The sequence below is a fragment of the Desulfospira joergensenii DSM 10085 genome (assembly GCF_000420085.1).
Taxonomy (GTDB): domain Bacteria; phylum Desulfobacterota; class Desulfobacteria; order Desulfobacterales; family Desulfobacteraceae; genus Desulfospira; species Desulfospira joergensenii.
The window spans coordinates 1,293,132-1,315,778 of record NZ_ATUG01000002.1; the positions used below are offsets into that span (position 1 = coordinate 1,293,132).

Annotated in this window: 17 protein-coding genes; 9 read left to right on the forward strand and 8 right to left on the reverse strand. The window is 52.2% G+C overall.

Features of this window, described 5'->3' with window-relative positions:
• Positions 1 to 61: 61 nt before the first annotated feature.
• From pspC to pspA, 3 genes are read right to left on the reverse strand one after another with little or no spacing between them, the layout of a single operon-like run.
• Positions 62 to 508 (reverse strand): envelope stress response membrane protein PspC, encoded by a 447-nt coding sequence (pspC, locus tag F608_RS32530; RefSeq protein WP_022667126.1) that lies wholly within the window; start codon positions 506 to 508, stop codon positions 62 to 64.
• A 2-nt stretch (positions 509 to 510) separates the two neighbouring features.
• Complete coding sequence (locus F608_RS0118385) at positions 511 to 765, reverse strand: hypothetical protein (RefSeq protein ID WP_027362886.1); 255 nt, start codon at positions 763 to 765, stop codon at positions 511 to 513.
• A gap of 36 nt (positions 766 to 801) precedes the next feature.
• On the reverse strand, positions 802 to 1,485 hold the full coding sequence (gene pspA, locus F608_RS0118390; protein ID WP_022667128.1) for a phage shock protein PspA: 684 nt from the start codon (positions 1,483 to 1,485) through the stop codon (positions 802 to 804).
• A gap of 239 nt (positions 1,486 to 1,724) precedes the next feature.
• Between pspA and pspF the strand changes: the two genes are divergently transcribed.
• The gene (gene pspF / locus F608_RS0118395; RefSeq protein ID WP_084681190.1) at positions 1,725 to 2,837 is read left to right on the forward strand and encodes a phage shock protein operon transcriptional activator; all 1,113 of its coding nucleotides are present in this window, start codon (positions 1,725 to 1,727) and stop codon (positions 2,835 to 2,837) included.
• Here pspF and F608_RS35865 read toward each other — a convergent pair.
• Complete coding sequence (locus F608_RS35865; RefSeq protein ID WP_161626873.1) at positions 2,832 to 4,919, reverse strand: LysM peptidoglycan-binding domain-containing protein; 2,088 nt, start codon at positions 4,917 to 4,919, stop codon at positions 2,832 to 2,834. The genes pspF and F608_RS35865 overlap by 6 nt on opposite strands.
• Before the next feature lie 259 nt (positions 4,920 to 5,178).
• Between F608_RS35865 and F608_RS0118405 the strand changes: the two genes are divergently transcribed.
• Together F608_RS0118405 and F608_RS0118420 are read left to right on the forward strand one after the other, a co-directional pair.
• Positions 5,179 to 5,484 carry a hypothetical protein gene (locus tag F608_RS0118405; RefSeq protein WP_022667131.1) on the forward strand — a complete coding sequence of 102 codons (306 nt, stop codon included), beginning with the start codon at positions 5,179 to 5,181 and terminating at the stop codon, positions 5,482 to 5,484.
• A 941-nt stretch (positions 5,485 to 6,425) separates the two neighbouring features.
• Positions 6,426 to 7,547, forward strand: coding sequence for an LbtU family siderophore porin (locus F608_RS0118420; protein WP_022667134.1), 1,122 nt, complete (start codon positions 6,426 to 6,428; stop codon positions 7,545 to 7,547).
• A gap of 53 nt (positions 7,548 to 7,600) precedes the next feature.
• Here the strand turns inward: F608_RS0118420 and F608_RS0118425 are convergent, their stop codons facing one another.
• From F608_RS0118425 to F608_RS0118440, 3 genes are all read right to left on the reverse strand, one after another.
• Positions 7,601 to 8,788, reverse strand: coding sequence for an aminotransferase-like domain-containing protein (locus tag F608_RS0118425; protein ID WP_022667135.1), 1,188 nt, complete (start codon positions 8,786 to 8,788; stop codon positions 7,601 to 7,603).
• A gap of 310 nt (positions 8,789 to 9,098) precedes the next feature.
• Positions 9,099 to 9,995 carry a PA2778 family cysteine peptidase gene (locus F608_RS32540; protein ID WP_022667137.1) on the reverse strand — a complete coding sequence of 299 codons (897 nt, stop codon included), beginning with the start codon at positions 9,993 to 9,995 and terminating at the stop codon, positions 9,099 to 9,101.
• Between the two features lie 85 nt (positions 9,996 to 10,080).
• Positions 10,081 to 10,461, reverse strand: coding sequence for a PA2779 family protein (locus F608_RS0118440; protein ID WP_022667138.1), 381 nt, complete (start codon positions 10,459 to 10,461; stop codon positions 10,081 to 10,083).
• A 366-nt stretch (positions 10,462 to 10,827) separates the two neighbouring features.
• Between F608_RS0118440 and F608_RS0118445 the strand changes: the two genes are divergently transcribed.
• The 6 genes from F608_RS0118445 (at position 10,828) to F608_RS35050 (ending at position 20,022) form a co-directional block, all read left to right on the forward strand.
• Positions 10,828 to 11,529, forward strand: coding sequence for a response regulator (locus F608_RS0118445; RefSeq protein WP_033398829.1), 702 nt, complete (start codon positions 10,828 to 10,830; stop codon positions 11,527 to 11,529).
• Entirely contained in the window at positions 11,526 to 12,140 is a 615-nt protein-coding gene (locus F608_RS0118450; protein ID WP_027362889.1) for an AAA family ATPase, read from the forward strand. The genes F608_RS0118445 and F608_RS0118450 overlap by 4 nt, the downstream gene beginning before the upstream one ends.
• Before the next feature lie 138 nt (positions 12,141 to 12,278).
• Positions 12,279 to 14,846: a BTAD domain-containing putative transcriptional regulator gene (locus F608_RS0118455; protein ID WP_027362890.1), complete on the forward strand. Its 2,568-nt coding sequence runs from the start codon at positions 12,279 to 12,281 to the stop codon at positions 14,844 to 14,846.
• A 432-nt stretch (positions 14,847 to 15,278) separates the two neighbouring features.
• Positions 15,279 to 18,317, forward strand: coding sequence for a formate dehydrogenase-N subunit alpha (gene fdnG / locus F608_RS0118470; RefSeq protein ID WP_153307541.1), 3,039 nt, complete (start codon positions 15,279 to 15,281; stop codon positions 18,315 to 18,317).
• 13 nt (positions 18,318 to 18,330) lie between these two features.
• Positions 18,331 to 19,074: a 4Fe-4S dicluster domain-containing protein gene (locus F608_RS0118475; RefSeq protein ID WP_022667141.1), complete on the forward strand. Its 744-nt coding sequence runs from the start codon at positions 18,331 to 18,333 to the stop codon at positions 19,072 to 19,074.
• A 60-nt stretch (positions 19,075 to 19,134) separates the two neighbouring features.
• Positions 19,135 to 20,022: a formate dehydrogenase accessory protein FdhE gene (locus F608_RS35050; protein WP_022667142.1), complete on the forward strand. Its 888-nt coding sequence runs from the start codon at positions 19,135 to 19,137 to the stop codon at positions 20,020 to 20,022.
• A gap of 98 nt (positions 20,023 to 20,120) precedes the next feature.
• Here F608_RS35050 and F608_RS32550 read toward each other — a convergent pair whose 3' ends face one another.
• A complete protein-coding gene (locus F608_RS32550) occupies positions 20,121 to 21,644 on the reverse strand; it encodes an FMN-dependent alpha-hydroxy acid dehydrogenase (protein ID WP_022667143.1) in 1,524 nt (507 codons plus the stop codon).
• Between the last annotated feature and the right edge of the window lie 1,003 nt (positions 21,645 to 22,647).

Sequence of the window (22,647 nt, forward strand, 5' to 3'; positions counted from 1 at the left end):
TCAGCTAAAAAAAAGACAGGCCGCAAAAGCGGCCTGCCAAAAGGAAAAAGATGAAATGGGATTAGAGCTCAAACTCCCTTGAAGTGACCGTATCTTCCATTCTCTGGATCCTCCGGTCAATGTTTTCAAATTTTCGTTTGATCCGCTGGATGGCCGACTCCCTGGAGGTTGTATAGGACTGGTAGAATTCATGTTCTTTTTCATCCCGCAGGGGAATCACGGGCTCCATTTTCATGATCAGCCCGGCAACGATGTAGAGTACACCTATGGGCCAGAATCCCGTGAACAAAAAGATGAAAAACACCACCACCCTAAGCCAGAACACATTGAGGTTAAAATACTCTGCAAGTCCCCTGCAGACCCCCATGAAGATGCCTCTCCTGGAGCGGTAAACCGGGCAGTTGAACAGCCCGTTCCTGTTCCGGAAAATGTCCTGGTGGCTGCAGCGGCTGCCGAATCGGCTGAATTGACCGGGCCGTCTGAACCCTCCCTTAAAATTATGTCTCATTTTTATATGTCCTTTTTCTGTCTTTCGATGAGGATGGTTTCAAGGGTCTCCACCCGTTCCTCCATCTTTGAGAGACCGTTGAAAATATCCTGGATCATCCGGGTTTCTTCGGTATGGGCCTCTTTCTCTTTTTTTGAAAGTCCCCCGGTTTTTATGGCCCTGATGATACCGATGAGGATCAGGCCCAGGGTGGCGAGGATGAGGATGGCCCCTCCGATGCAGATTCCTACGATAAGTACGCCATGCATACCATGCATAATAGTGATGCTCCCTTGTAATGGTTGTCTGATAATTTATGCATTGGTTGTATCATCATTTTTCAAAGATTTGGAGGACTTTAATGCGGCAAGCTGGCCTTCGATTTCATCATCGGCCTCCAGGTCCTCAAAGGCCTGTTCCAGATCGTTTTTCCGTCCGTAGTTCACCAGGTCTGCCTCGGCCTCCATGCGCTCGATATGGGTTTCCATTTCTTCAAATTTCTGCATGACTTCCGCACTGTCTGCCCTGCGGATCTCTTCCTGGGTTTTTTTCTTTTTACTGGCCCGGATATGCCTCTGGACCAGGACCCGCTGTTTTTCCCGGGCAGACTTGAGCTTGGATTCCAATTCCTGGATATCATCCCTGTACTGATCTGCGATCTGGGCCAGTTCGGTGAGCTCATTCTCAACGGCTTCGGCCCTCTGGGTAAATCGTCTTTTTTCAATCAGGGCCTGTCTGGCCAGATCGTCCCTGCCCTTATTAACGGCCAGATCAGCCTTGTTTTTCCAGAAGGCCTCTTTTTCCAGGATTTCATCCAGCATGCGCTGGACCTTTTTCTGGCTGGCAATGGTACCGGCGCAGGAGGATTTAATTTCAATTAAGGTGTCCTCCATTTCCCTGATCATGAGCTTGATAAGCTTTTCAGGATCTTCTGCCTTATCCAGCATTGCGCTGATATTGGATGCCACGATGTCTTTGAATCTTGTGAATATGCCCATGGTTTGCCTCCTTAAGCTGCCGCCGGAAATATCCGGGAGCGGTTTTTTGTTTGGTTTCCTCTGTCTGCTGCCTATCCCTAAGAGCAGGATATGTGCCAAAGAAAGAATATTGATAATTTGCCCATTATTCCAGGGGGTTGGTCGGTTTGACATCATGATGGAATAATGGTAGAAATACCATTATATGGTGTTTTATTCTATATTATGGTAATATTTTCCAAAGAAAAAGCGAGGGATCCATGACATATGGTGAACAGGATCGGATGGGGGATGGAAACTTATCCATGGCCCGGGCCCTGGGCCAGTCCGAGGCCTTTCTCAATTTCCAGGAGCAGCTGTCCCGTGTGGCTCCCATTGACCGGCCGGTCCTCATTCTCGGTGAAAGGGGAACGGGCAAGGAACTGGCCGCAGCCCGGGTCCATTTTTTGTCCAGAAGATGGCAGAAGCCCCTGGTGACCCTCAACTGCGCGGTCCTGACTCCCACCCTCATCGGATCGGAACTCTTCGGGTATGAGAAGGGAGCCTTTACCGGGGCCGGTTCCCGGCAGACCGGGCGCTTTGAACAGGCCGACCAGGGAACCCTTTTCCTGGATGAAATCGGAATCATCCCTTTGGAGGTCCAGGAAAAAATTCTCAGGGTGGTGGAATACGGTTCCTTTGAGAGGGTGGGCTCGTCCAGGCCTGTACAGGTGGATGTGAGAATCGTGGCCGCCACCAATGCGGATCTCTCCGGGATGGCCCAATCCGGTTCCTTTAAAAGAGATCTGCTTGACCGGCTCTCCTTTGAGGTGATCTATGTGCCTCCCCTGCGGCACCGGCAGGGAGACATCCTGCTCCTGGCCAATCATTTTGCCGGGCGCATGGCCTTTGAACTGGGCTGGGAAGAGGTCCCCAGGATCTCGGACCGGGTCGCCAGAACTCTTGAGGCCTATCCCTGGCCCGGAAATATCAGGGAATTGAAAAATGTGATTGAACGGGCCGTATACAGATCTCCCCTTCCCGATGAAGGGGGAAATCATGAGGTCGTCCTGGACCAGATCTGTTTTGACCCCTTTGAGTCTCCCTATGGAGATGGCCCTGAACCGGCCGGAGAAGCGGCTCCGCCCGATTCGAAAACCGGAGATGGGAACGGGTCCCGGGAAAATGACTCTTTCCGGAATCAAGAAGGGTCCTTGGGCATCCCCGGAGAGGATCTGCTGGAGAGCCCCCTGAAGGAGGCCATACGTTCCCTTGAGCATTACCGGGTGACCCGGGCATTGGAAATCTGCCAATTCAACCAGAAAAAGGCGGCCGCTCTTCTGGGACTGACCTATGATCAGTTCCGGGGGGTCAAGAGGCGGCTCGGCCTATAGGCTGTCCCGATGGTCCTGTTTTTTGTCTACAATGGGATACTGGATCTTCTGACGGGGCCTCAGGGCATTGAAATTCATATTCGGATTATACTTTTTCAGCAGCCAGATGGGAATTTCCAATTCATTCAGGCAGAGATCCCAGAGGGTATCTCCGTTTTTTATCACATAGGTCTCCACATCTGAAATCCTAAAGGATTCAAAAAAATCTTCTTCCATTTCCTTGTGAAATTCATACCGCTGCTCTTCAAAATCCTCTTTTCCCGACACCGGGATGGGAATTTTAATCTCCTGGTCAATGGAGATCTGCTTTCCCATTTTGATCCGGTTCAGGGACCTTAACCGGCTCGTGGGGATTTTGAGCCAGTCCGCGTAATGGCCCAGGGTTTCCTCCGGGGCCACCTTGATGATCCCAATGGCCTGATCTCCCTTGGAGGGAGCCTTCTTGATTTTCAGGCTGTCGGTGGGAATTTCCGGATTGATGCTGATCTTCCCGGGATCGGTCAGGGGCCTGGCCTGGAGCTGGCCTGCCACATCACCGTTGAGGGTGTCTGAATCCCCGGTCTTTTCTTCTTTTTGAATGATTTTTTCCGGGGCCTGGACCGGGGAAACTTCCTTTGCCTGTTCAGGGGCGGGAGCCGGGGGAGGGATGACCGGTTCTGACCGGGGTGCCGGCTTGGTTTTATCCTCCGGTTTGCTTTTTAACGCCTTTTTTCGGTTCTGGGCAAGGATGATTTCTTCCCGGGCCGGGATGCGGAGATTCTGGCCGATATAAATCACGGCCTTTCTGCCCAGCCCGTTGGTCAGAATCAGGTCGCTGACGGATACCCCGTGGGTCCGTGCAATGGCTCCGGCCGTATCCCCTTTCTGAACCCGGTGGAACCGGGAGGGTTTCTGCCGGGCCTGGTAAAGAGCCGATGCCGCCTCTGAGATGGTGTTGTGGGGGATGTGGCCCGGAAATCTCAACTCAAATCCCTTGGGGATATGTTTCTGCCCCTTGAACACCGGGGGGCGCAGGGCCGGATTCATGGCCCTGATTTCCGACATGGAGAGTCCGACGGCCTCTGAAAGGGGTTTGGCCGGGATATATCCCCGGGTTTTAAACCTTGTGGTTTTTACGGGTTTGGCAAAGTCCAGCTCGCCAAAATAAGTTTTGTAGTTTTTTGCCGTTTCCCGGGCGGCCAGAAATTCAGAGTAGAAATTCCTGGAGGCAAATCGAAAAGAGCGGCCGTTGTAAGAATTGAAAATTCTTTCATATGAACCCTTTGCCCTTTTTGCCCTGGCCATTCCAGCCAAGCCGTGGTTATAGGCGGTAATGGCCAGGGGCCATTCCCTGAGCCGGGCATGATTTTTTTTCAGGAGCCGGGCCGCCGCATCCGTGGAAACAAAGGGATCCCTTCTCTGGTCCACCACATAGTTGATTTTCATGAAAAGCCTGCCCGTTTCCCGGGTAAACTGCCAGATACCGGCGGCCCCGAATTTTGAGTAGGCCTTTGTGTCAAAGGAGGACTCCACACTGGCCAGGTAGACCAGGTCCGTGGGGAGACCGTGGGATAGAAAGATGGCTTTAAATTCCTCGATAAAGGCACCCGAGCGGATCAAACCCTCCCTGAACCGGTCTTTTATCCCGGTCTGGCATCTCAGGTTAAAGGCGGCCCGCTTAAAATCCTTGGGACCCGCCCCGGGGCCCAGCAGGGCCGCTACCTTCTTCTCCAGGGGCGTGGCTGGGGGGCTTCCCTTTGCCAGTCTGAGCAGGACGGATTTATATTTTTTCAATACGGCCTTTTTGATTTTTTTGTTTTTCCGGGCTCCTCTTATGGTGTTTTCCGGGGCAAGGCGGATGACCTCATAGACCCGGTTCAGATGCCTTGTGTCGTGGATGAGTCCCTGGGAGCTGTCATATACGGCAAAGACCTTTTTCCAGAAGTTCACATTGGGTCTGATGGAGGGAAAAATTGGAAAATCTTCTTTGACCGGGGTCAGGGTGGTGGAGGCGGAAAGGGGTATCCCCGTGGTGAAGAGAAGGAGTAAAATCAGGCCGATGATCATTCCCGGGCCTGATCGGGCGCTGGTCTGTCCGTTCATGGGCCTCCCTGGTTTCTGTTTCAGGACGGGCAGCCGGGGAATCCGGCATTTGGGTCTGAAACAAAAAATCAAGGCTACCATATAATACCGGATTTTTAAACTTGAATTTGGCCGGGGAGGAGAAACCCGGGCATATCGAAGCCAATAATTAATTAAGTCACACCTAACTTTTTCTTGACAGGCTTTTGCTCCCCCCTTATACTTAAGTCGTAAAAGTCCTCATACAAAAGAATCCCTTAGAATGAATCAGGAGGCCTCAATGCAATCGAAGTTCCATTTAAAAACTCAAAAACGGAATCAGAACCTTTATATCGATCTCTACGGTACTTTTGACGGATCTTCGGCCTTTGAACTGGTCAATATCATTCAAAAAGAAAAAAACCGGAATCAATCTATTTTCATCGACACCAGCCGGCTGTCCAAAAGCTTTCCCTTTGGAAGGGCCGTACTGGATTCGCACCTGCCGAACAACTCCCTCCGGGAGAGGCTTCACTTTTTGGGAAGGTGGGCCAACAGAATCCGTCCTGAAGGAAGCAGGACTCTGAAGATAAAAAAATCAGGTTGACTGGATCTGCACAAAATAAAGCTCCCTACTGATCAAAAGCCCGGATCATTCTGAACCTTTCCGTCTAAAAAACAAAGCCCCCCCGGCATGCCTTGGTCAATCCCTTTACCCGGAAGCCTGCGGTCAGGGAAGAGGCGGTTTTGCCCAGGGGTTTCCCCGGGCCTGCCTCTGACACTGATCAAATGGCAGCAGCAGCTTAGAACCAGGATGAGCCGCCTGGTCAGGGAGGCCGGGGAAGAAGGCCGGTACTTTCCGGTCCTCTTTGTGCTGGCCACGGCATTTGTTTACGGCATGGTTCACTCCGCGGGTCCCGGCCACGGCAAGGCCGTGGCCGTCTCCTATTTGCTGGGAACCCGTCCCGGACTGATCCGGGGCTGGCCGCTGCGGAAAAACACATGGGGAAGGCCTTCCGGCTTGAAGCTTTTATCCAGGCCGCAGCCGGCCTCATGGTTGCCGCCCTGGGGTTGTTTTTTTTATTGGGCGCTGCCTAATCCGGTCCTGCGGAAATACATCCTTCCTTTTTTTCACTTCAGACGATTTTTTTAAAAAAGGCTTGACAAGTATTCCTTACCATGAAATATGAGTTCTTCATATTTTAGTTAGTTTTTAATAACTTTAAGGTAAGTTAAAACAATTTTTGAATGGATCATACATAGGGAAGGATCACTTCCTGTTGAAGATAATTTGTATCCTGCGGGAACCATGCCCCGGAAGGGGCCTGCTTCTTTCAAAACAAAGGGAACCGGCCGGAGCTCTTTGAAGACAGTTTAGAGAAACACCCAGCTATCGTTGATGGGTCCGTAAAATAGTTCTATTGTTATGCCGTGTTGCTAGGAAAGGCTTATTTTTTTAGACAAGACACTTCATGTCTTGTCTCTTGTCCGAAACCGGACAAAATAACTCCATATATTTTAACCCTGATTTTCTTTAAAGGAGAAAAAATGAAAAGAGCAAATGCAGTACTCGGTCTAGTTACCGCCCTGGCCATGATCCTGATGGGGGCCATGCCCGGATTCAGCGCCTCCAATGCAGAGCTGGAGGAGCGGATCACCAAACTTGAGAAAGAGACGGAAGAAGGCTCTGTCCCGGCCTCCCTTGGGCAGATATCGGAATGGGTCTCCCTTTCGGGTACATTGGAAGTAGAAGTCGGTTTTGAATCCTCGGATGTCAACGACACGGACAACAGTGATATCAGTCTGGCTACCGCAGAGTTGGGCATTGAAGCAAGTCCCCAGGAATGGGTCACCGGATTTGTGCTGCTCAGCTGGGAAGACGATGATGACAAATTTACCGCAGATGAAGCCCATATTACCCTGGGCGCAACCGATCAGATCCCCTATTATCTATCCGCAGGAAGGCTTTATGTTCCATTCGGTTCCTTTGAAACCATGATGGTCTCTGACCCCATTACCCAGGATTTTGCAGAAACAAGAGACGAGGCTGTTCAGGTGGGCATTGAAATGAACGGGATTCGGGCTGCCGCCTTTGCCTTTAACGGAGAGGCAGAGGAAGCCAACGAAAATGATGACACCATAGATGTTTTCGGTCTTTCCCTTGGCCATGCCATGGAAACCGAGGCCTTTTCCCTGGATCTGGGTGTGGACTGGATCAATAACATTCTTGAATCGGGCGGCTTAAGAGAGGTTTATGATGATAGCGGATGGGCTGCTGCCCTGGAAGATCAGGTTCCTGCGGTTTCCCTCCACGCCGTTGCCGGTTTCGGCCCGGTCTCCCTGATGGGTGAATATGTGGTCATGACCGATGATGTCGTGGCTGCAGGCGGTGTTAAACTCATGGACGAAGCATCTGCATATGCCCTTGAAATCGGATACACCTTTGATCTGGCAGGTTATGAATCTACCTTTGCCTTGGGATACCAGGGCAGCGATGACGCCGAAGAGCTTCTGCCGGAATCCAAATACCTGGCCGCCCTTGGCGTCGGCATCACCGACAATCTTTGGGTAAATTTTGAATACTCATCCGCGGACAATTACTCTGTGGCCGACGGCGGAGACGGAGACGACATTGACACCTTCACCATCCAGATGGCCTTTGAGTTCTAATCCTTTTTTATAGATACCTGCTTAACGAAGCCGGCAATTGTTTTGCCGGCTTCTTATCCAATAATTTCCCGGGCGGCAGCCCCCAGCTTCTCAACTGCCGTTTCAATGGTGGCCTCATCTGCCATGGTGTAGTTTAGGCGCATGGTTTCATGTCCCTGGGAGGGATCCGTGTAAAAAAAGCGGCCGGGCACAAAGGCCACCCCCTTTTCCACGGCCTTTTCATAGAGGGTCATGGCGTCAAAATTTTCAGGTCCTGAAACCCATAAAAACATACCTCCCTGGGAAGGAGAGCAGGTGAATTCCCGGGGCATCCCGGTCTCAAGGGCATTGAGCATGGCCTGCTGCCGGGGTCTGTAGAGCTTGATGATCTTGGGCAGATGATTCTCCAGGTATCCCCCTTCCAGGTATTGGGCGGCCAGGGCCTGGTTGAATGTGGAGGTGTGAAGGTCCACCCCCTGTTTTACCAGCACCAGCCATCGGCTTAAAAATTCCGGCGCAGCATAAAACCCGATGCGAAGGCCCGGGGCAAAGATCTTGGACAGGGTGGAAACATAGATGACATGATCCGGGGCCATGGTTTTTACGGCCGGGACCGGTTCTCCGTCATACCGCAGGGCAGAGTAGGGATCATCTTCCACAAGAAGGGCATCGTACTTTTTCAGAAGTTCGGCGATCCGGATCCTTCTTTCCATGGGCAGGGTCCGGCCCGTGGGATTCTGAAAGGTCGGGACCAGGTAGATCAGCTTGATCCTGTGGGTTTTCAGAGTCTGCTCCAGGGATTCCGGAATCAGTCCATGGTCGTCGGTCTCCATGGAGACATACCGGGGCTCATAGGGGTTGAATGCAGATATGGCCCCCAGATAGGTGGGGGATTCCATGGCGATCTTGTCCCCTTTGGAGATGAGAAGTTTGCCCACGGCATCCAGCGCCCCCTGGGAGCCTGAAGTAACATGGATATCTTCCGGTCCGGCCTCAATTTTCCGGCCGGCCAGTAAAAGGGAAAGCTGCTCCCGTAAAGGGATAAATCCCTCGGTAAGGTCGTATTGAAAGGCGGCCGATTGATATTTTTCCATTACCCTCCGGGAAAGCTCATGGAACAGGTCCATGGGAAAACTTTCCGGGGAGGGGATGCCCCCGGCCAGGGAAATGATACCGGGTTTGGCCACCACCTTTAGAATTTCCCGGATGGCGTTGGCCTTCATCAGTTCTGTCCGCTCTGCCAATAGATTTGTAAAGTCCATTTTTCTCTCCTGGTTGAAATCTCTGTCTTGAGAGAGTTCTTATATCAGAAAATAAGATGGCCTGAACAGATACAGAAGAGCAAGATATCGACCATAACAGATTCCGGTCTGTCCGCCAGGTGCAGGGTTTTTCTTTCCAGGGATTGCCCATGTAAGTTTTGTGATCTCTTCCTGTGTTTTTTACCCACAAAGAGCACCAAGGCCACGAAGAAGTGCGGGCTCCCGTTATGCAGCAAAAACACTTTGTGAAATATCGGGGATCCTGCCTCTCCTTAAAAGGAGAAAACCCAGACAGTCCTCCTTGTAAAGATCAATTCAGATCCGGCGATGGGCTGTCTTCTTCCTGGCGTAAATTACGCTTTTTGATGGATTCGATTTTCTGCTGTGTTCCCAATAAAATCTCTTTCATGGCCGGATCCGAGCTTTTTGATCTGTCTATTGCTTTGCGGATAATACCTTCCGCTGATTCAACATGCCCTGTCTCAAGAAGAGCTTCGGCATAGTTGTTTGCGGCTGCCAGATGATCCGGATATTGCTCGAGCAATTTGCGATAGATCTCCTTGGCCTGTTCCGCATAACCGCGTATGAGAAGATTGGTAGCGGCTCCGAAAAGAACCGTCTGATTGACAGGCCATTTTTTAAGGGCAGAAGCATAACTTGCAGCCGCAGCATTTGCCTGTCCTGTTTCTTCGAAGGCGCTGACCGCTTCAATATAATTTTGGGCATTGGCGGTGGCTGGAATTTCTCCGGGTTTCAGGGCAACAATGCCCCAGGAACCGGCTCTGTTCCATAGCAGAAGGAAACGGCGGGCAGATATTTCAATCCGTTTTTGGGTCCCGGAACGGAGAATCAGGCGGTCCCCGGGCAAGATGCCAATCACCACGGCATAATGGTATGCCGGCCAAAAGGCGAATCCCTGTTTCTCAAGAATCATTACCGGTCTTCCGGCTTTGAGTTCCCCAACGAGTGCCTCTAAGTCCGGCTCAATCCGGTAGGGAATCCGTCCAAAGCGCCGGGTTGCTGCTTTCAGTTCCATTTGCAGACTGCCTTTGCGTCCAGGCAGGTAGGTCAGCGGCATCACATCTTCGGGCAAGGCTTCAACTCCGGATGATCCCAGCAGCATTGCCAGGCTGGCAGGGCCGCATTGATATTCTTCCTGAGCAAAAAAGGGTGTAGCATTCAATTCCACACCCTGTTCATACTCCATAACAGAGATTCGAGTTCTGCTGCAGCCCCCGGTCAGTATAAAAACTATAGTTAATAAGAGGGCAGGACTGCATTGATATTTCATCTTACATTCGTGTGAAAATATCGGTAACCCCTACAAGCTCGAGAACAATCAGTACAACCAGGACCACTCCCAGTACAGCGAACACATTGGATCCAGCCGGAAGATCATCAATCGACTTTTGAAGCTGATTAATTTCCGCATCACTCAAATTCGCAATTCGTTTGGCCGCGTCATCCGGGTTGACACCCATTTCAACCAATTGTTTTCTGACGTCATCCCTGGCCATAAACGCATCAACATCACTCCTTGCAGAATGGTTCTGCTGCTGTAAATATTCACCCGTCCCGATAACCTTTGCCTGGGCAGCCGGAAGCATTATACTGGTCAAAACAAAAACAGAAATAAACAATGTCATGGGAAAGATCTTGACCATTTTTTTCATAAGGAATCTCCTTTTTATTGATTTGTGAAAGACAGATTATTCAATATTTAAGAATTTCTCGAAAAGATGTCAAGTTCAGGCGGGAGATATCAGCGCCCATCAAACTTGAAAAGTACAATTTAAAATATGGGATTGGAAAAAAAGTTCGAATTTTGATTGCTGTGCTTTTCATGCCTGGCAGGTCAGGATGTGGAATATGATTTTTTTGAGTGTTTTTTCATGGACGCGGGCTCCATAAAGCGTTATGTCAGAATTGACAATACGATGGGGCTCATTTATTGTCAGGGATTGGAAATGACCTTATCGGGGCAGGGAAGTTCCGGATTCTGTTTTCCGCCCAAGCCCATGAACAGGAGGCGATTGCCCATGAAAATTCTGGTCATAGATGATGAACGGCCCACTCTGGCCATGTTCAGACTGTTTTTGACCGCATGCGGCTACGAGGTGCTCACCGCGGAAAACGGGGAGCAGGGTATGGATTTTTTTGCTTCCGAGGGGCCGGATATCGTATTCACGGACATCCGAATGCCCGGCATGGACGGGTTGGAGGTCCTGCGGCAAATCAGGGAATCCGGGTCGTCCTGTCCTGTGATTATCATCACAGGACACGGGGATATGGAACCGGCAATGGCCGCCCTGGACCTGGCCGCTTCGGATTTTATTAATAAACCGGTTGAACGGACCGCCCTGAACTCTGCCCTGGTCCGGGCTGAAAAACAGCTTTATCAGACCGAGCCGGCTGAGTTTTCAGTGACGGAAACACCTGGGGACCAATGCCTGAAGCTGATCTTCAGCGGCAGGCTCAGCCAGGCGGCGGCATCCAAGTTGTCCGCGATTGATCTGGAAACGGTTCCGGGCGGCAAGGCCCTGTTCCTGTTCAAAGATAATTTTTCCATTGACCGCCACGGAGTTTTCATTCTGCTGGAATATCTCAGGCAGACTGCCGGATCAGGGGTGCGCATAGAGATGTCCGGACTGTCCCACAATCATATCCGGTTTTTTGAAATGGCCGGTGTGGACAAACTGGCCAGCCTTGTCCCTTCAAACCCCGGGGAGACAGGACTGTGATACCTGACGGCTGCCATATTCCTGAGACAGCAGATGCCCTGCAGCGGCCGCGTCTGCATAAGATGCTGCACCGGTATGACCGGTGTAGGGTGATCCTGGTGACAGGCCAGGCCGCCCAGGGCAAATCCACCCTGGTGGCCGACTTCCTCAAAGAGAGCCGGGAACGGAGCCTATGGTTTCATCTGGATCGAACCAGCTCAGACAGCGGAGTACTCTTTGACCGGTTGATCCGGGAACTGACCCGCAGTCCGGACAGGGAGACCGGGGCCGGAAAAGACAGCGCATTACCGCCCCATATTCCTCTGGGATCCCGCCAGGATCTTCTCCGCCAGATTGATATCCTAAGACAATTAATGGTTCAATACGGACAGGGGCTGAACATCGTATTTGACGACATGGAAACTTTGGATGAAAAAGGCACGGCTCCGGGGCTGATCCAAGGATTGATCCGGGAAAGCCCGGGCGGGGTCCGCTTCTTTCTGATTTCCCGGAGCCGGCCGGCCGTCAACCTTTCCCGGTTCAAGATGAACCGGCAGGTGCTGACGCTGACCAACGCGGATCTTGCCTTCACCCTGGATGAGGCAATGGCGTTTTTCACGGCACCCGGCTGACTTCCTGAAGGCAGTGATGCACCCGGGAAGGATGCCGTTGAAAAAATTCTTAAAGCTACGGAAGGCTGGGTTGGCGGACTGGTTCTGGTCTGCGAGGCCATCCGGCAGGCCGGGACTCTGAACCACCTTCCGGATCAGTTGACCACCGAGGCGTTTTCTTATTTTTCCAGTGAAATTTACCAGACGCTGGCACCGGAAATCCGGGACTTCCTGATGAAAACCGCCATCTTCGACGAACTGGATACCAAGATCCTTTCCCTGTTTTTCGATACGGTTTCTCCGGAAGCCATACTGGATGAACTGGAACAGAGGAACCTGTTTATCAGGAGAATCAGAAACGACACCGGCCGGCCGGTGTACCGATACAACACCCTTTTCAGGAATTTTCTGGCCGCAGACCTTATGGAGACCATGGGCAGGGAAGGAGTTTTAAAACTGAACCGGAAGGCCGGGGAGATTTACTTGAACCGAAAGGATAGTGAAAAAGCCGTTTTCCATTTCAGGCAGGCCGGCTGCCATAATGAAATCGCCCGGATTATCCGGATCACGGGAACGGACTACGTGATTACCGGCCGGACGGACCGGCTGGCCGAGTGGATCGCTTCCCTGCCCGGGGAGATGACAGCCCGGGATTCCTGGCTCATTCTTTACGATACCATGTCCCGGCGGATCAGGGGAGGGAAGGCCAATATCACTGCCTTTGCCGAAGCCCTGGAAGGATTCCGGGTGCAGGCCGATATTCGCGGACAGCTCCTTAGCATTGCCTATCTCATTGAAGCCTCCGTGTTTATCCGGCAATCCTCCCGGGTCATTCTCAAATGGATCAGGGCCGGGGAGCAGGCCCTGGAGGATCTGAAGGGAAAACACCGTTTCTCCTGGGCCCGGACCCTTCTCTGGCAGCAGATCGGTTTGGGCTATATCGCAGGCAACGGAAATATTCCCAAAGGATTGTCCGCCTGCAGAAACGCTGTTCTGCTGGCCCGTCACATCCATAATTCGGATCTTCTGATCAATGCCCTCATTATTCAGACCCTGGGCCTGGTACAATCCGGAGATTTATCCGGAGCCAGGGCTATGCTGGAGAAGACGCAGACCGCGACGACCCTTTATCCTGAATACCGGGCCCTGAAAAACATCACCAATGCAGACCTTGCCCTGAAACGCGGGAATATGGCTCTGGCCGAAGAATTCCTGTCAAAGTCTGAAGCGGAAATTGAAAAGTTCGGCCTGATCTTTCTCTATCCCGGAACCGTTGAAGTCCGCGCCCTTTTTCATGTCCAGACCGGCCAGTTTGAGCAGGCAATTCAGGCTGCAGATCATCTGTCTGATTTTTCCATACTTGACGGCAATGATTTTTATCTGGGAATCTCCCACCGGATCAAAGCCGTGGCCTCTTTGTGCCGGGACCGGTATGGCGAGGCTGTTGACTGGGCCCGAAAGGCAATCCAGGAACTGAACCAGTCCCGCCGGGGGAATATCCACCTTTCCCTGGCCCGGCAGATACTGGGCATCTCCCTCTACCATAAGGGCGATCATGACCAGGCCCGGGAGGAACTCGAAACCGTGCTGGCATATTTCAAATCCATCTGCGCCGATTTGGGGGAGAGTGAGACTGCCCTCTGCCTGGGAATGCTGCTGCATGACTCGGGAGATCCGTGCAGGGGTACCGCTTATCTGAAGGCCGGTCTGGAAAAGGCCATGGAAAACAACTACCGCTATTTTCCCCTTGTCAATTACCGCATTCTCGCCCGGGGACTGGTCATGGTCACCGCTGAACAGGTTGTGCCGGGCAGAAAACTTGCAGATTTCCTCACCAATTTCAACGCCCCGGATCTTTTAAAGCAGGTGGCCGGGGAAATTGACAAGATCCTTGGAAAGCTTTCCAAAAGGGAAAGATTCTTGACGGCAGAGAAACTGGCCCTTCTTTTCAAGCACACCCGGCCAAAGATCATGATACACACCCTGGGTCCTTTTTCTGTTCAATCGGATAACCAGGTTCTTCCGGCCTCGGTGTTTGGCGGCCCCAAGCCCATACGGCTGCTCAAGCTCATTGTTTTAAAGGGAGGAATTGATATCCCCAAAGAGGTTCTCATCGACAGTTTATGGCCGGATGCACCGGTGGCGGCCGGAGAAAAGAATTTAAAGGTGAACCTACACCGGTTGCGCAAGGCATTGGAGCCTTCTCCTTCAAAGGATTTCGGCAATGTCTACCTGAATAACAGAGAGGGATGTATATCCCTGGATCCCGACCTGGTTCAAATCGACACCCAGCTGTTCACGGCCCTTTCTGAAAGAGGAGATACCCATGAAGACGAGGGAAGTTTCACTGAAGCCCTGGATGCCTATGAAAAGGCCATGGGGCTTTACCGGGGAGACTACTTTGCCGGGGAGCTCTACCTGGACGGTGTGGAAAATGGCAGGGAATTTTTCCGATCAAAAAGCATGAGAATACTGGAAAAAAAGGCAGCCGTCCATGAGGAGCTGGATCAGTGGCAGGCGGCGGTGAATACATGGCAGGCCGTTCTCAGGATGGACCCCTGCCACGAAACCGCCTACCAGAACCTGATGATACTCCATGCGGATGCCGGAATGAAAAGCGGCGCCGTACATGTTTTTGAAAGGTGCCGGACAGTGCTCAAGGCAGAGCTGGATACCTCACCCGGTCCGGACACCCTGGCGATCTACCGGAGGGTAGCAGCCATTTGACAACACCCTTTCGCGGCAAAGTCCTCACGCTCTTTCATATCCTTAAAAAAAACAGGCATGCGGGCACTGCCCGCTACACCGGCACGGTGAGCCGTTTTGGTTTTCTGAAACAGTTTTAAATTCTTAAAATAAAGATCCGTGAGATCCTTGATCCGACCCTGTTCCGCTGGATATCTATCTGAATTTATTATCTTATGAAACATGGTGGACATTCTGCACATCCCTTTGTAACCCCTTTGTAACCCAATGGTGGTATTGCCTTTTTGATTATGAAGCAAAGGGGCAGAGGCGCGGCTTATTGCCCGGTTATTAAAGGGCACCTTTGAAGGAATCCGTCCTCTGTCTGCCAGAAGCCGGACCGGTTTAATCTGCCCGTCCGGATCAGGGTGAGATAAAAGGATTTTAAATGATTTCAAAGGAAAGGAGAATGTTTTGAAACTAAGCCGAAGAACCTTTATGAAGTGGAGCGGCTCCGGTGTGATCGGGTTGTCCCTGCTCCGAATGGGGATTGATCTTGAACCTGTCAAAGCCTATGCATCCCAGCTCAAGATCGAAGGCGCAAAAGAGGTGATCAGCATCTGTCCCTTTTGTTCAGTGGGGTGTCACATTATCGCCCACGTAAAAGACAACCAATTGGTCAGTACCGAAGGGGATCCCGAATACCCGGTTTCAGAAGGCTCACTCTGCGCCAAGGGGGCCGCCATGCTTTCCATGACCCGCAATCCCCATCGCGTCACTGCCCCGCTCTACCGGGCGCCTTATAGTGACAAATGGGAAGAAAAATCCTGGGACTGGATCCTGAAGCGTATCGCCGCCCGTGTCAAGGAAACCCGGGATCAGGGACTCATCCGTACAAACGCCAGGGGAGAGCAGGTCAATCGTCTTGAAAATCTTTTTTCCCTGGGGACCTCCCATATGGACAACGAGGAATGTGCCCTTGTTCACCAGGCCATGCGGGGCCTGGGGGTGGTCCACATGGACCACCAGGCCCGCATCTGACACAGCGCTACTGTAGCGGCTCTGGGAGAGTCGTTCGGACGCGGTGCCATGACGAATCACTGGATCGATATTAAAAACGCCGATGCCGTTCTTATCATGGGCAGCAATGCAGCTGAACATCATCCCATCTCATTCAAGTGGGTGCTGGACGCAAGGGACAAACGCGGGGCCGTTGTCATGCATGTGGATCCCAAGTTTTCCCGGACCTCGGCCCGTTCAGACTTCCATGTCCCCCTGCGGTCGGGCACGGATATCGCTTTTCTTGGCGGCATGATCCATTATATTCTGGAAAACAAGCTCTATTTCAAAGAGTATGTGACGGACTATACCAATGCGGCCTTTGTCGTAAAAAAGAGCTTTACATTCAAGGACGGTCTTTTTTCAGGCTTTGATCCCAAAACCCGGACCTATGACAAAAAATTCTGGGATTTTGAGATGGACGGTAAGGGTATTCCCGAACAGGACAAGACGCTGGCCCATGGGCGGACCGTTTTTCAGCTCATGAAAAAACACTACTCCAGGTATACCCTGGACAAGGTCTCTTCTATCACCGGCGTGTCCAAAGATAACCTGCTCAAGGTCTATAAAGCCTTTGCCGCCACCGGTACGGCAGAAAAATCAGGGACCATTCTCTACGCCCTGGGCTGGACCCAGCATACAGTGGGCGTACAGAATATCCGGTCTGCAGGTATCCTCCAGCTGCTGCTGGGCAATATCGGGGTGGCCGGCGGCGGCATCAATGCCCTGAGGGGGGAACCCAATGTCCAGGGGTCCACAGACCATACCCTGCTCTACCACATCATCCCCGGGTACATGGCCATGCCCCGGGCAGACTGGCAGACCCTGGACGCATATCTTACGGCCAATACTCCGGTAAGCGCCGATACCGCCAGCGCCAACTGGTGGCAGCACAAGCCGAAATACTTCAACAGCCTGCTCAAGGGATGGTTCGGAGAGAATGCCACCCGGGAAAACGGGTTTGGCTACGAGATGCTGCCCAAACTGGAAAAGGGCGAAGATTATTCCTATCTTTTCCTCTTTGACCGCATGTACGAAAACAAAATAAAGGGCGGATTTGTTTTCGGCCTGAACCCGGCCAATAGTGTGGCCAACGCCAACAAGGTCCGCAGGGCCTTTGACAACCTGGACTGGATGGTCAGTGTGGATCTCCACCACTCGGAAACCTCGGACAATTGGCATCGTCCCGGTGTTGATCCCAAAAAGATCAAGACAGAGGCGTTCCTGCTGCCCAGCGCCCACCGTCTGGAAAAAGAAGGCTCGGTCACCAACTCCGGCCGCTGGATGCTCTGGCACTACGAGGCAGTCAAACCCCCGGGACAGGCCCGCACCTTTGGCCGCATGATTGTGGACATCATGAACCAGGTCCGCGACAGCTACAGGAAAGAGGACGGGGTCTACCCGGATCCCGTTGTCAAACTGGACTGGCCGGAAACCTATGATGCCGGCCTCATGGCCCGCCGCATCAACGGGATTTTTACAAAGGACGTAACGGTCAAGGGCAAGGCCTATAAAAAAGGGCAGCAGGTGCCAAGCTTCACGGCTCTTTCCGATGACGGCTCCACCCTGTCCCTGAACTGGCTTTACGCCGGCAGCTATACTGAAGACGGCAATAAGGCCAAACGCAGGGATCACAGCCAGACCGGCAAACAGGCCGCCATCGGCCTCTATCCCAACTTTGCCTGGTGCTGGCCGGTGAACCGCCGCATCCTGTATAACCGCGCCTCCGTGGATCAGAACGGAAAACCCTGGAGTCCTGAAAAGGCTGTCATTGAATGGCAGAACGGCAAGTGGACCGGGGACGTGCCCGACGGCGGGTGGGCACCCATGTCCAGCGGCAAGGGCAAACATCCCTTTATCATGGCCAAGCACGGCATGGGACAGCTTTTCGGGCCCGGCCGCCAGGACGGTCCTTTTTCCGAACATTACGAGCCCGTGGAAACCCCAGTGACCTCCCACCCCTTTTCCGGACAGTTGAACAGTCCCTGTTATAAATTTCTGTCCTCGGACATGGATCTCTTGGCCAAACCGGCAGATCCAGACTATCCCATTGTCCTGACCACCTATAGTCTCACCGAACATTGGTGCGGCGGCGGTGAGACACGAAACGTGCCCAATCTGCTTGAGGCCGAACCCCAGCTCTACATCGAGATGAGCCCGGAACTGGCCAAGGAAAGAGGAATTAAAAACGGAGACGGGGTTGTGGTGGAAAGTATCCGGGGCAGGGTTGAGGCCATTGCCATGGTCACCGTTCGCATGCGCCCCCTAAAGGTTCAGGGAAAAATCGTCCATGAAGTGGGCATGCCCTTCTGCTTTGGCTGGACCACTCCGGGCTCTGGAGATGCCACCAACCGCCTGACCCCGGCTGTGGGAGATCCCAATACCACCATTCCTGAATTCAAGGCCTGCTGTGTAAATGTCCGCAAGGCTGAAAAACTCACGGAAATTTCCTAAAGGAGACAAAGATATGTCATATTCATTTTTTGTTGATACATCAAGGTGCACAGCCTGCCGCGGATGCCAGATCGCCTGTAAGGAATGGTACGAGCTGCCGGCCAACAAGACTCGCCAGACCGGGTCCCACCAGAATCCGCCGGACCTGAATGTCAATAACTACAAGCTGGTCCGGTTCAGTGAACACCTGGAGGGGGAAAAGATCCGCTGGAATTTTTTTCCGGATCAGTGCAGGCACTGCATTGATCCTCCCTGCGTTTATATCGGCCAGAACTATGAGGATGATGCTGTTTTCCAGGATACAAAGACCGGGGCGGTGGTTTATACGGATAAGACCCGTAAGATTCCAAAAGATGGGTTTGACAGCATGCGGGAGGCCTGTCCCTATGATATCCCCAGAAGGGATCCTGCCACAGGCAGGATCTCCAAGTGCAGCATGTGCTACGACCGATTGGTCCGGGGATTAAAGCCTGTTTGCGTGGATGTCTGCCCCACCGGCACCATGAATTTTGGTGAGCGCAGCCAGATGCTGACCCTGGCGGAAGAAAGGCTGGCCAGGGTAAAAAAAGATCACCCCAAAACCATTCTGGCAGATGTTGAAGACGTCAATGTCATTTACCTGCTGACGGATTTGCCGGAGAACTATCATGAATACAGCGTGGCCCAGGGCAGTTCAGGCCTGAACCGGCATCAGTTCCTGGCCGGGATTGCAGCCCCGTTCAAACGGGCCGGCAAAGTGCTGAGCAAATCCGTATAATCATTTTTACAGACCCGGGAAGGCTTTGCGGCCTTCCCGGGATTTTCAGGAGCAGACGATATGGAACTTGCAGTGAAAAATGACCGAATGGAAAAGATCAGCCGGACAGAACAAACCCTGCTTGAAAGACATCCGGCACTGGAAAATGTGATCCGGCCTTTTGCAGGGGTGTTCCGGGAAAAAGCCGGCCTGGTGGAACGCCTCAAGGAAAAAGTGAATTGTGAAATGACGGTTTCGGACAAACCCCTGGCCCTGGAACTCGATGCCTTCCCGTCCCAGGCCTCTGTCATGGCGGCCCGGGAGATCATCATTGCCCTAAAACAAAATTTTCCGGCTCTGGAACCAGGTCTTTATCAACTGGAAACAAAAATGGGCAGTATGGATTTTTCCCGCCTTTGCAAGGCGTATCTTGAAAAGGGGGCGGATGCGGCGGCCGAATATGCCCAGGACCTTGATATCCCGGCGGATAGTCTGGAACTGGTCACAAGGTTCTGCCTTTCCGCTTTGCTGGAAGCCATGTTTTCAGGAAGGCCGATCAATGGACAACCTTCTCAGACCCATTGCCCGGTATGCGGTTCTCTTCCTTCCATCAGTTACCTTGACCGGGTACCGGATAATCAATCCGAGTTTCTGACCGGGGGCGGGGGAATGAGGTTCTTTCACTGCTCTTTATGCGGCCATGACTTCAAGACCCACCGGATATTCTGTCCGGTCTGCCACACAGAGGATCCGGAACAGCTGCGATACTATAAGGCAGACAAAGAAAGCGGCGAGCGAGTGGATGCCTGCCTCAACTGCAATACTTACCTGCCTTCCATCGACCTGCGCAAATCCGACGGCATCATGGATTTGGACACGGCGGCCCTGGGGCTCCTGCATCTGGACATATTGGCAAGACAAAAAGGATATCAGCCCTTAACCTGGACCCCTTGGAACCGAATGGAGTGACAAAGCGGTTGTGCCGTTTCCCCTGGAACCTGGAATCCCGGTTTGGGGAGCCAGGTAAAAACAATTGATAATTAAAAATTGAGGATGCTCCGCGTCTTTTAGATTCGTGCCCCCGGTTTTAGAGGTTCATAGGTATCCAGCTGGAGATGATCACGGGCCTGGGCCGGGACGTGGGTCATCAAATTGCTGAAGAGCACATGGCTTTTTGAAATGTCTGCAATGGTCGGGGTGCCCATCAAGCGCATCACCATGGTCAATTCGTCTTTGAAAAGCGAGCACATCCTTTCCACTCCCTCCTGACCGTAAGCGGCAAGGCTGTAGAGAACCGGCCGCCCGATGCCGACCGCAGTCGCACCCAGGGCCAGGGCTTTGAAGATATCACTGCCCCGTCGAATGCCGCCATCTATGAACACCTCGAAATTCGAGCGCCAATTCGAGTCATTTTCATCCAGCGCGGCAATAGCTTCGGGCAGGATTTCGATTGCCGACCTGGCCGTATCCAGTTGCCTGCCCCCATGGTTTGACAGAACAACTCCGGCACAGCCCATCTGATAGGCCATCACCGTGTCGAGTCCGCAGCCGACACCTTTTAAAATAATCGGCATTGAGGTGATGCCTTTGAGCCAGGTGATATCGTCCCAGCATAGGCTCGGGTCAATGAATTCACTGATGGCCCGGGCAACGCCCTCACTGCGTTTGACCTCATCCCCTTTCTGGACATCAGTGCTTTTGGTGAATTTGTTGCGCATATCCTTTTCACGGCGCCCCAGCTGCGGCGCATCTACCGTGACAAATATCGCTTTGACCCCGCCTTCCTCCAGCTGCCTGACATACTCCTCTGTACGCTCTCTTTTCGTATTTACATACAATTGGCCAAACTGAACCTGACCGGGCTGACGGACTTTCAGCATCTCATCCAGCGGAAAAGAGGACAGGGTGGGCAGCATGTAAATTGTATCTGAGCTCGCAGCGGCCCGTGAAATTGCCAGCTCGCCAGACTCGTTGGCCAGCTTGCCCAGGGCAGTTGCACTGAAATAGAGGGGCAGAGAAGATTTTACCCCAAGTATGGAAGTGGTCATATCAATCTCTTTTACATTGACCAGTATGCGGGGTTTAAACCAGATGCGTTGAAACGCGGTGTGGTTTTCCCGCAGGGTGATTTCATCATCACCCCCCGATGAATAGTAGCCCCACCCCTCCTCCGTCATTGTCCTTGCGGCGACGCTTTCAAAGTCAAAGGTATTCAGCATGGCGTCGATGGGGGGCTTTTCCCATGGCTGATCCTGCGGGACCCCGCTTCCTGACGGTGCAGACGGCGGTTTCTGACCCCTGGGCGGCGCTTTTTCCTTCCCGGCCACCACATGCCTGGCCGGGTCGACCGTGTCCATATCGACGACTCCGACACAGGCTTCCGGGGAAAGGAGTCGTTCGGGAATATCCTTGGGATGCACATTGTTGAACAGGTTGGACACATCCTTACCGGCGTTGTTGGTGATTATCGGCGATCCTCCGGGATGCTCCTGTTGAAAAACAGATAAATCATACACCTTGCCGTTTATTACAACCCAACAGTCGTCAGGGGTATTGTGACCTTCCACTTCCTGCATGGTAATCTTTCGCATAGTCGTAAACCTCGGTCTTTTGTTTTGATTGTCCTGCTCCTTTTTTCATTCAAGAGATTTAAATTACAGCGATTTGATGCGGCTGTCAAACTGCACGGCGTGAGGATCGCCGTAATAGTGAGAAGGAAAATTCAAGGAATACCATTATCCGATTACGCAGACGAAGCCCTAAATTTCGTGATCTTCCTGTGCTTCGTGGTTTCCTGTTTTTTTGTACCAAGAAGAGCGTGAAGGCCACGAAGAAGAGTTGTTCTTCACGGCACTAAAAAACCTGGAATTTGCGAGAATCTGGTTTGGACGGGGGGAGATTCGGATCGGGAGTCCGGCCCGGGTAAGGTGCAGCTCCGCAGGGTTTACGATTACCACAGTCTCTATCATCCCAGATATTTCCTGACATTTTGAATGTTCTGGAAAAGAAGCATGTGATGATGGTTGTATTGTTGATCGCAAATCTCGAAATCCAAAATGTCACCCTCCGGGCGAACCGTTTTTACCTCATCTGCGTCGTTACAGGTCGGTCGCGGTATGAAGACTACAGCTTTCCGACCCGTGCCTTGCATCTGAAGCAAAAACACTTCGTGAAATATCAGGGGTAAGCCGCTCCGCAAAAGGCGAAAACTCGCATCCGCTCAAACTGTTCACCTTTTTAGCTCCACGCCATGAAGAGTCTGTAAAGCAATCGAACCCGATGTCTCCGCCTGCACCCCACCCAGGCCTCATGGAGAGTGCGTTTGGCCATAGTATGTTATAGGTTAGATAATTAGTTACACTGTCCCCGGAATTCGGAACAGGATAATTAGTCGTGATTTTGGCTATCAGCCAAGATTACTTCTGCCAGTCCTGCCATTTTGGAATTTAGTGTGACACAGGTTTAATACCATCATTGTGCTCTACTAAAAAATCCGGAATGATAGCAATCAGGCATGGAGCGATACACGGAATATTGCTCACCGGTTTGATGATTTAAAAAGTGCGGACGTACAGGGATAGTCTTGGGTTGTTC

Bases quoted from the DNA above. Each gene is read 5' to 3' on its own strand.
- pspC (WP_022667126.1), bottom strand. From the start codon at position 508: ATGAGACATAATTTTAAGGGAGGGTTCAGACGGCCCGGTCAATTCAGC.
- F608_RS0118385 (WP_027362886.1), bottom strand. From the start codon at position 765: ATGCATGGTATGCATGGCGTACTTATCGTAGGAATCTGCATCGGAGGG.
- pspA (WP_022667128.1), bottom strand. From the start codon at position 1,485: ATGGGCATATTCACAAGATTCAAAGACATCGTGGCATCCAATATCAGC.
- pspF (WP_084681190.1), top strand. From the start codon at position 1,725: ATGACATATGGTGAACAGGATCGGATGGGGGATGGAAACTTATCCATG.
- F608_RS35865 (WP_161626873.1), bottom strand. From the start codon at position 4,919: ATGAACGGACAGACCAGCGCCCGATCAGGCCCGGGAATGATCATCGGC.
- F608_RS0118405 (WP_022667131.1), top strand. From the start codon at position 5,179: ATGCAATCGAAGTTCCATTTAAAAACTCAAAAACGGAATCAGAACCTT.
- F608_RS0118420 (WP_022667134.1), top strand. From the start codon at position 6,426: ATGAAAAGAGCAAATGCAGTACTCGGTCTAGTTACCGCCCTGGCCATG.
- F608_RS0118425 (WP_022667135.1), bottom strand. From the start codon at position 8,788: ATGGACTTTACAAATCTATTGGCAGAGCGGACAGAACTGATGAAGGCC.
- F608_RS32540 (WP_022667137.1), bottom strand. From the start codon at position 9,995: ATGGAGTATGAACAGGGTGTGGAATTGAATGCTACACCCTTTTTTGCT.
- F608_RS0118440 (WP_022667138.1), bottom strand. From the start codon at position 10,461: ATGAAAAAAATGGTCAAGATCTTTCCCATGACATTGTTTATTTCTGTT.
- F608_RS0118445 (WP_033398829.1), top strand. From the start codon at position 10,828: ATGAAAATTCTGGTCATAGATGATGAACGGCCCACTCTGGCCATGTTC.
- F608_RS0118475 (WP_022667141.1), top strand. From the start codon at position 18,331: ATGTCATATTCATTTTTTGTTGATACATCAAGGTGCACAGCCTGCCGC.
- F608_RS35050 (WP_022667142.1), top strand. From the start codon at position 19,135: ATGGAACTTGCAGTGAAAAATGACCGAATGGAAAAGATCAGCCGGACA.
- F608_RS32550 (WP_022667143.1), bottom strand. From the start codon at position 21,644: ATGCGAAAGATTACCATGCAGGAAGTGGAAGGTCACAATACCCCTGAC.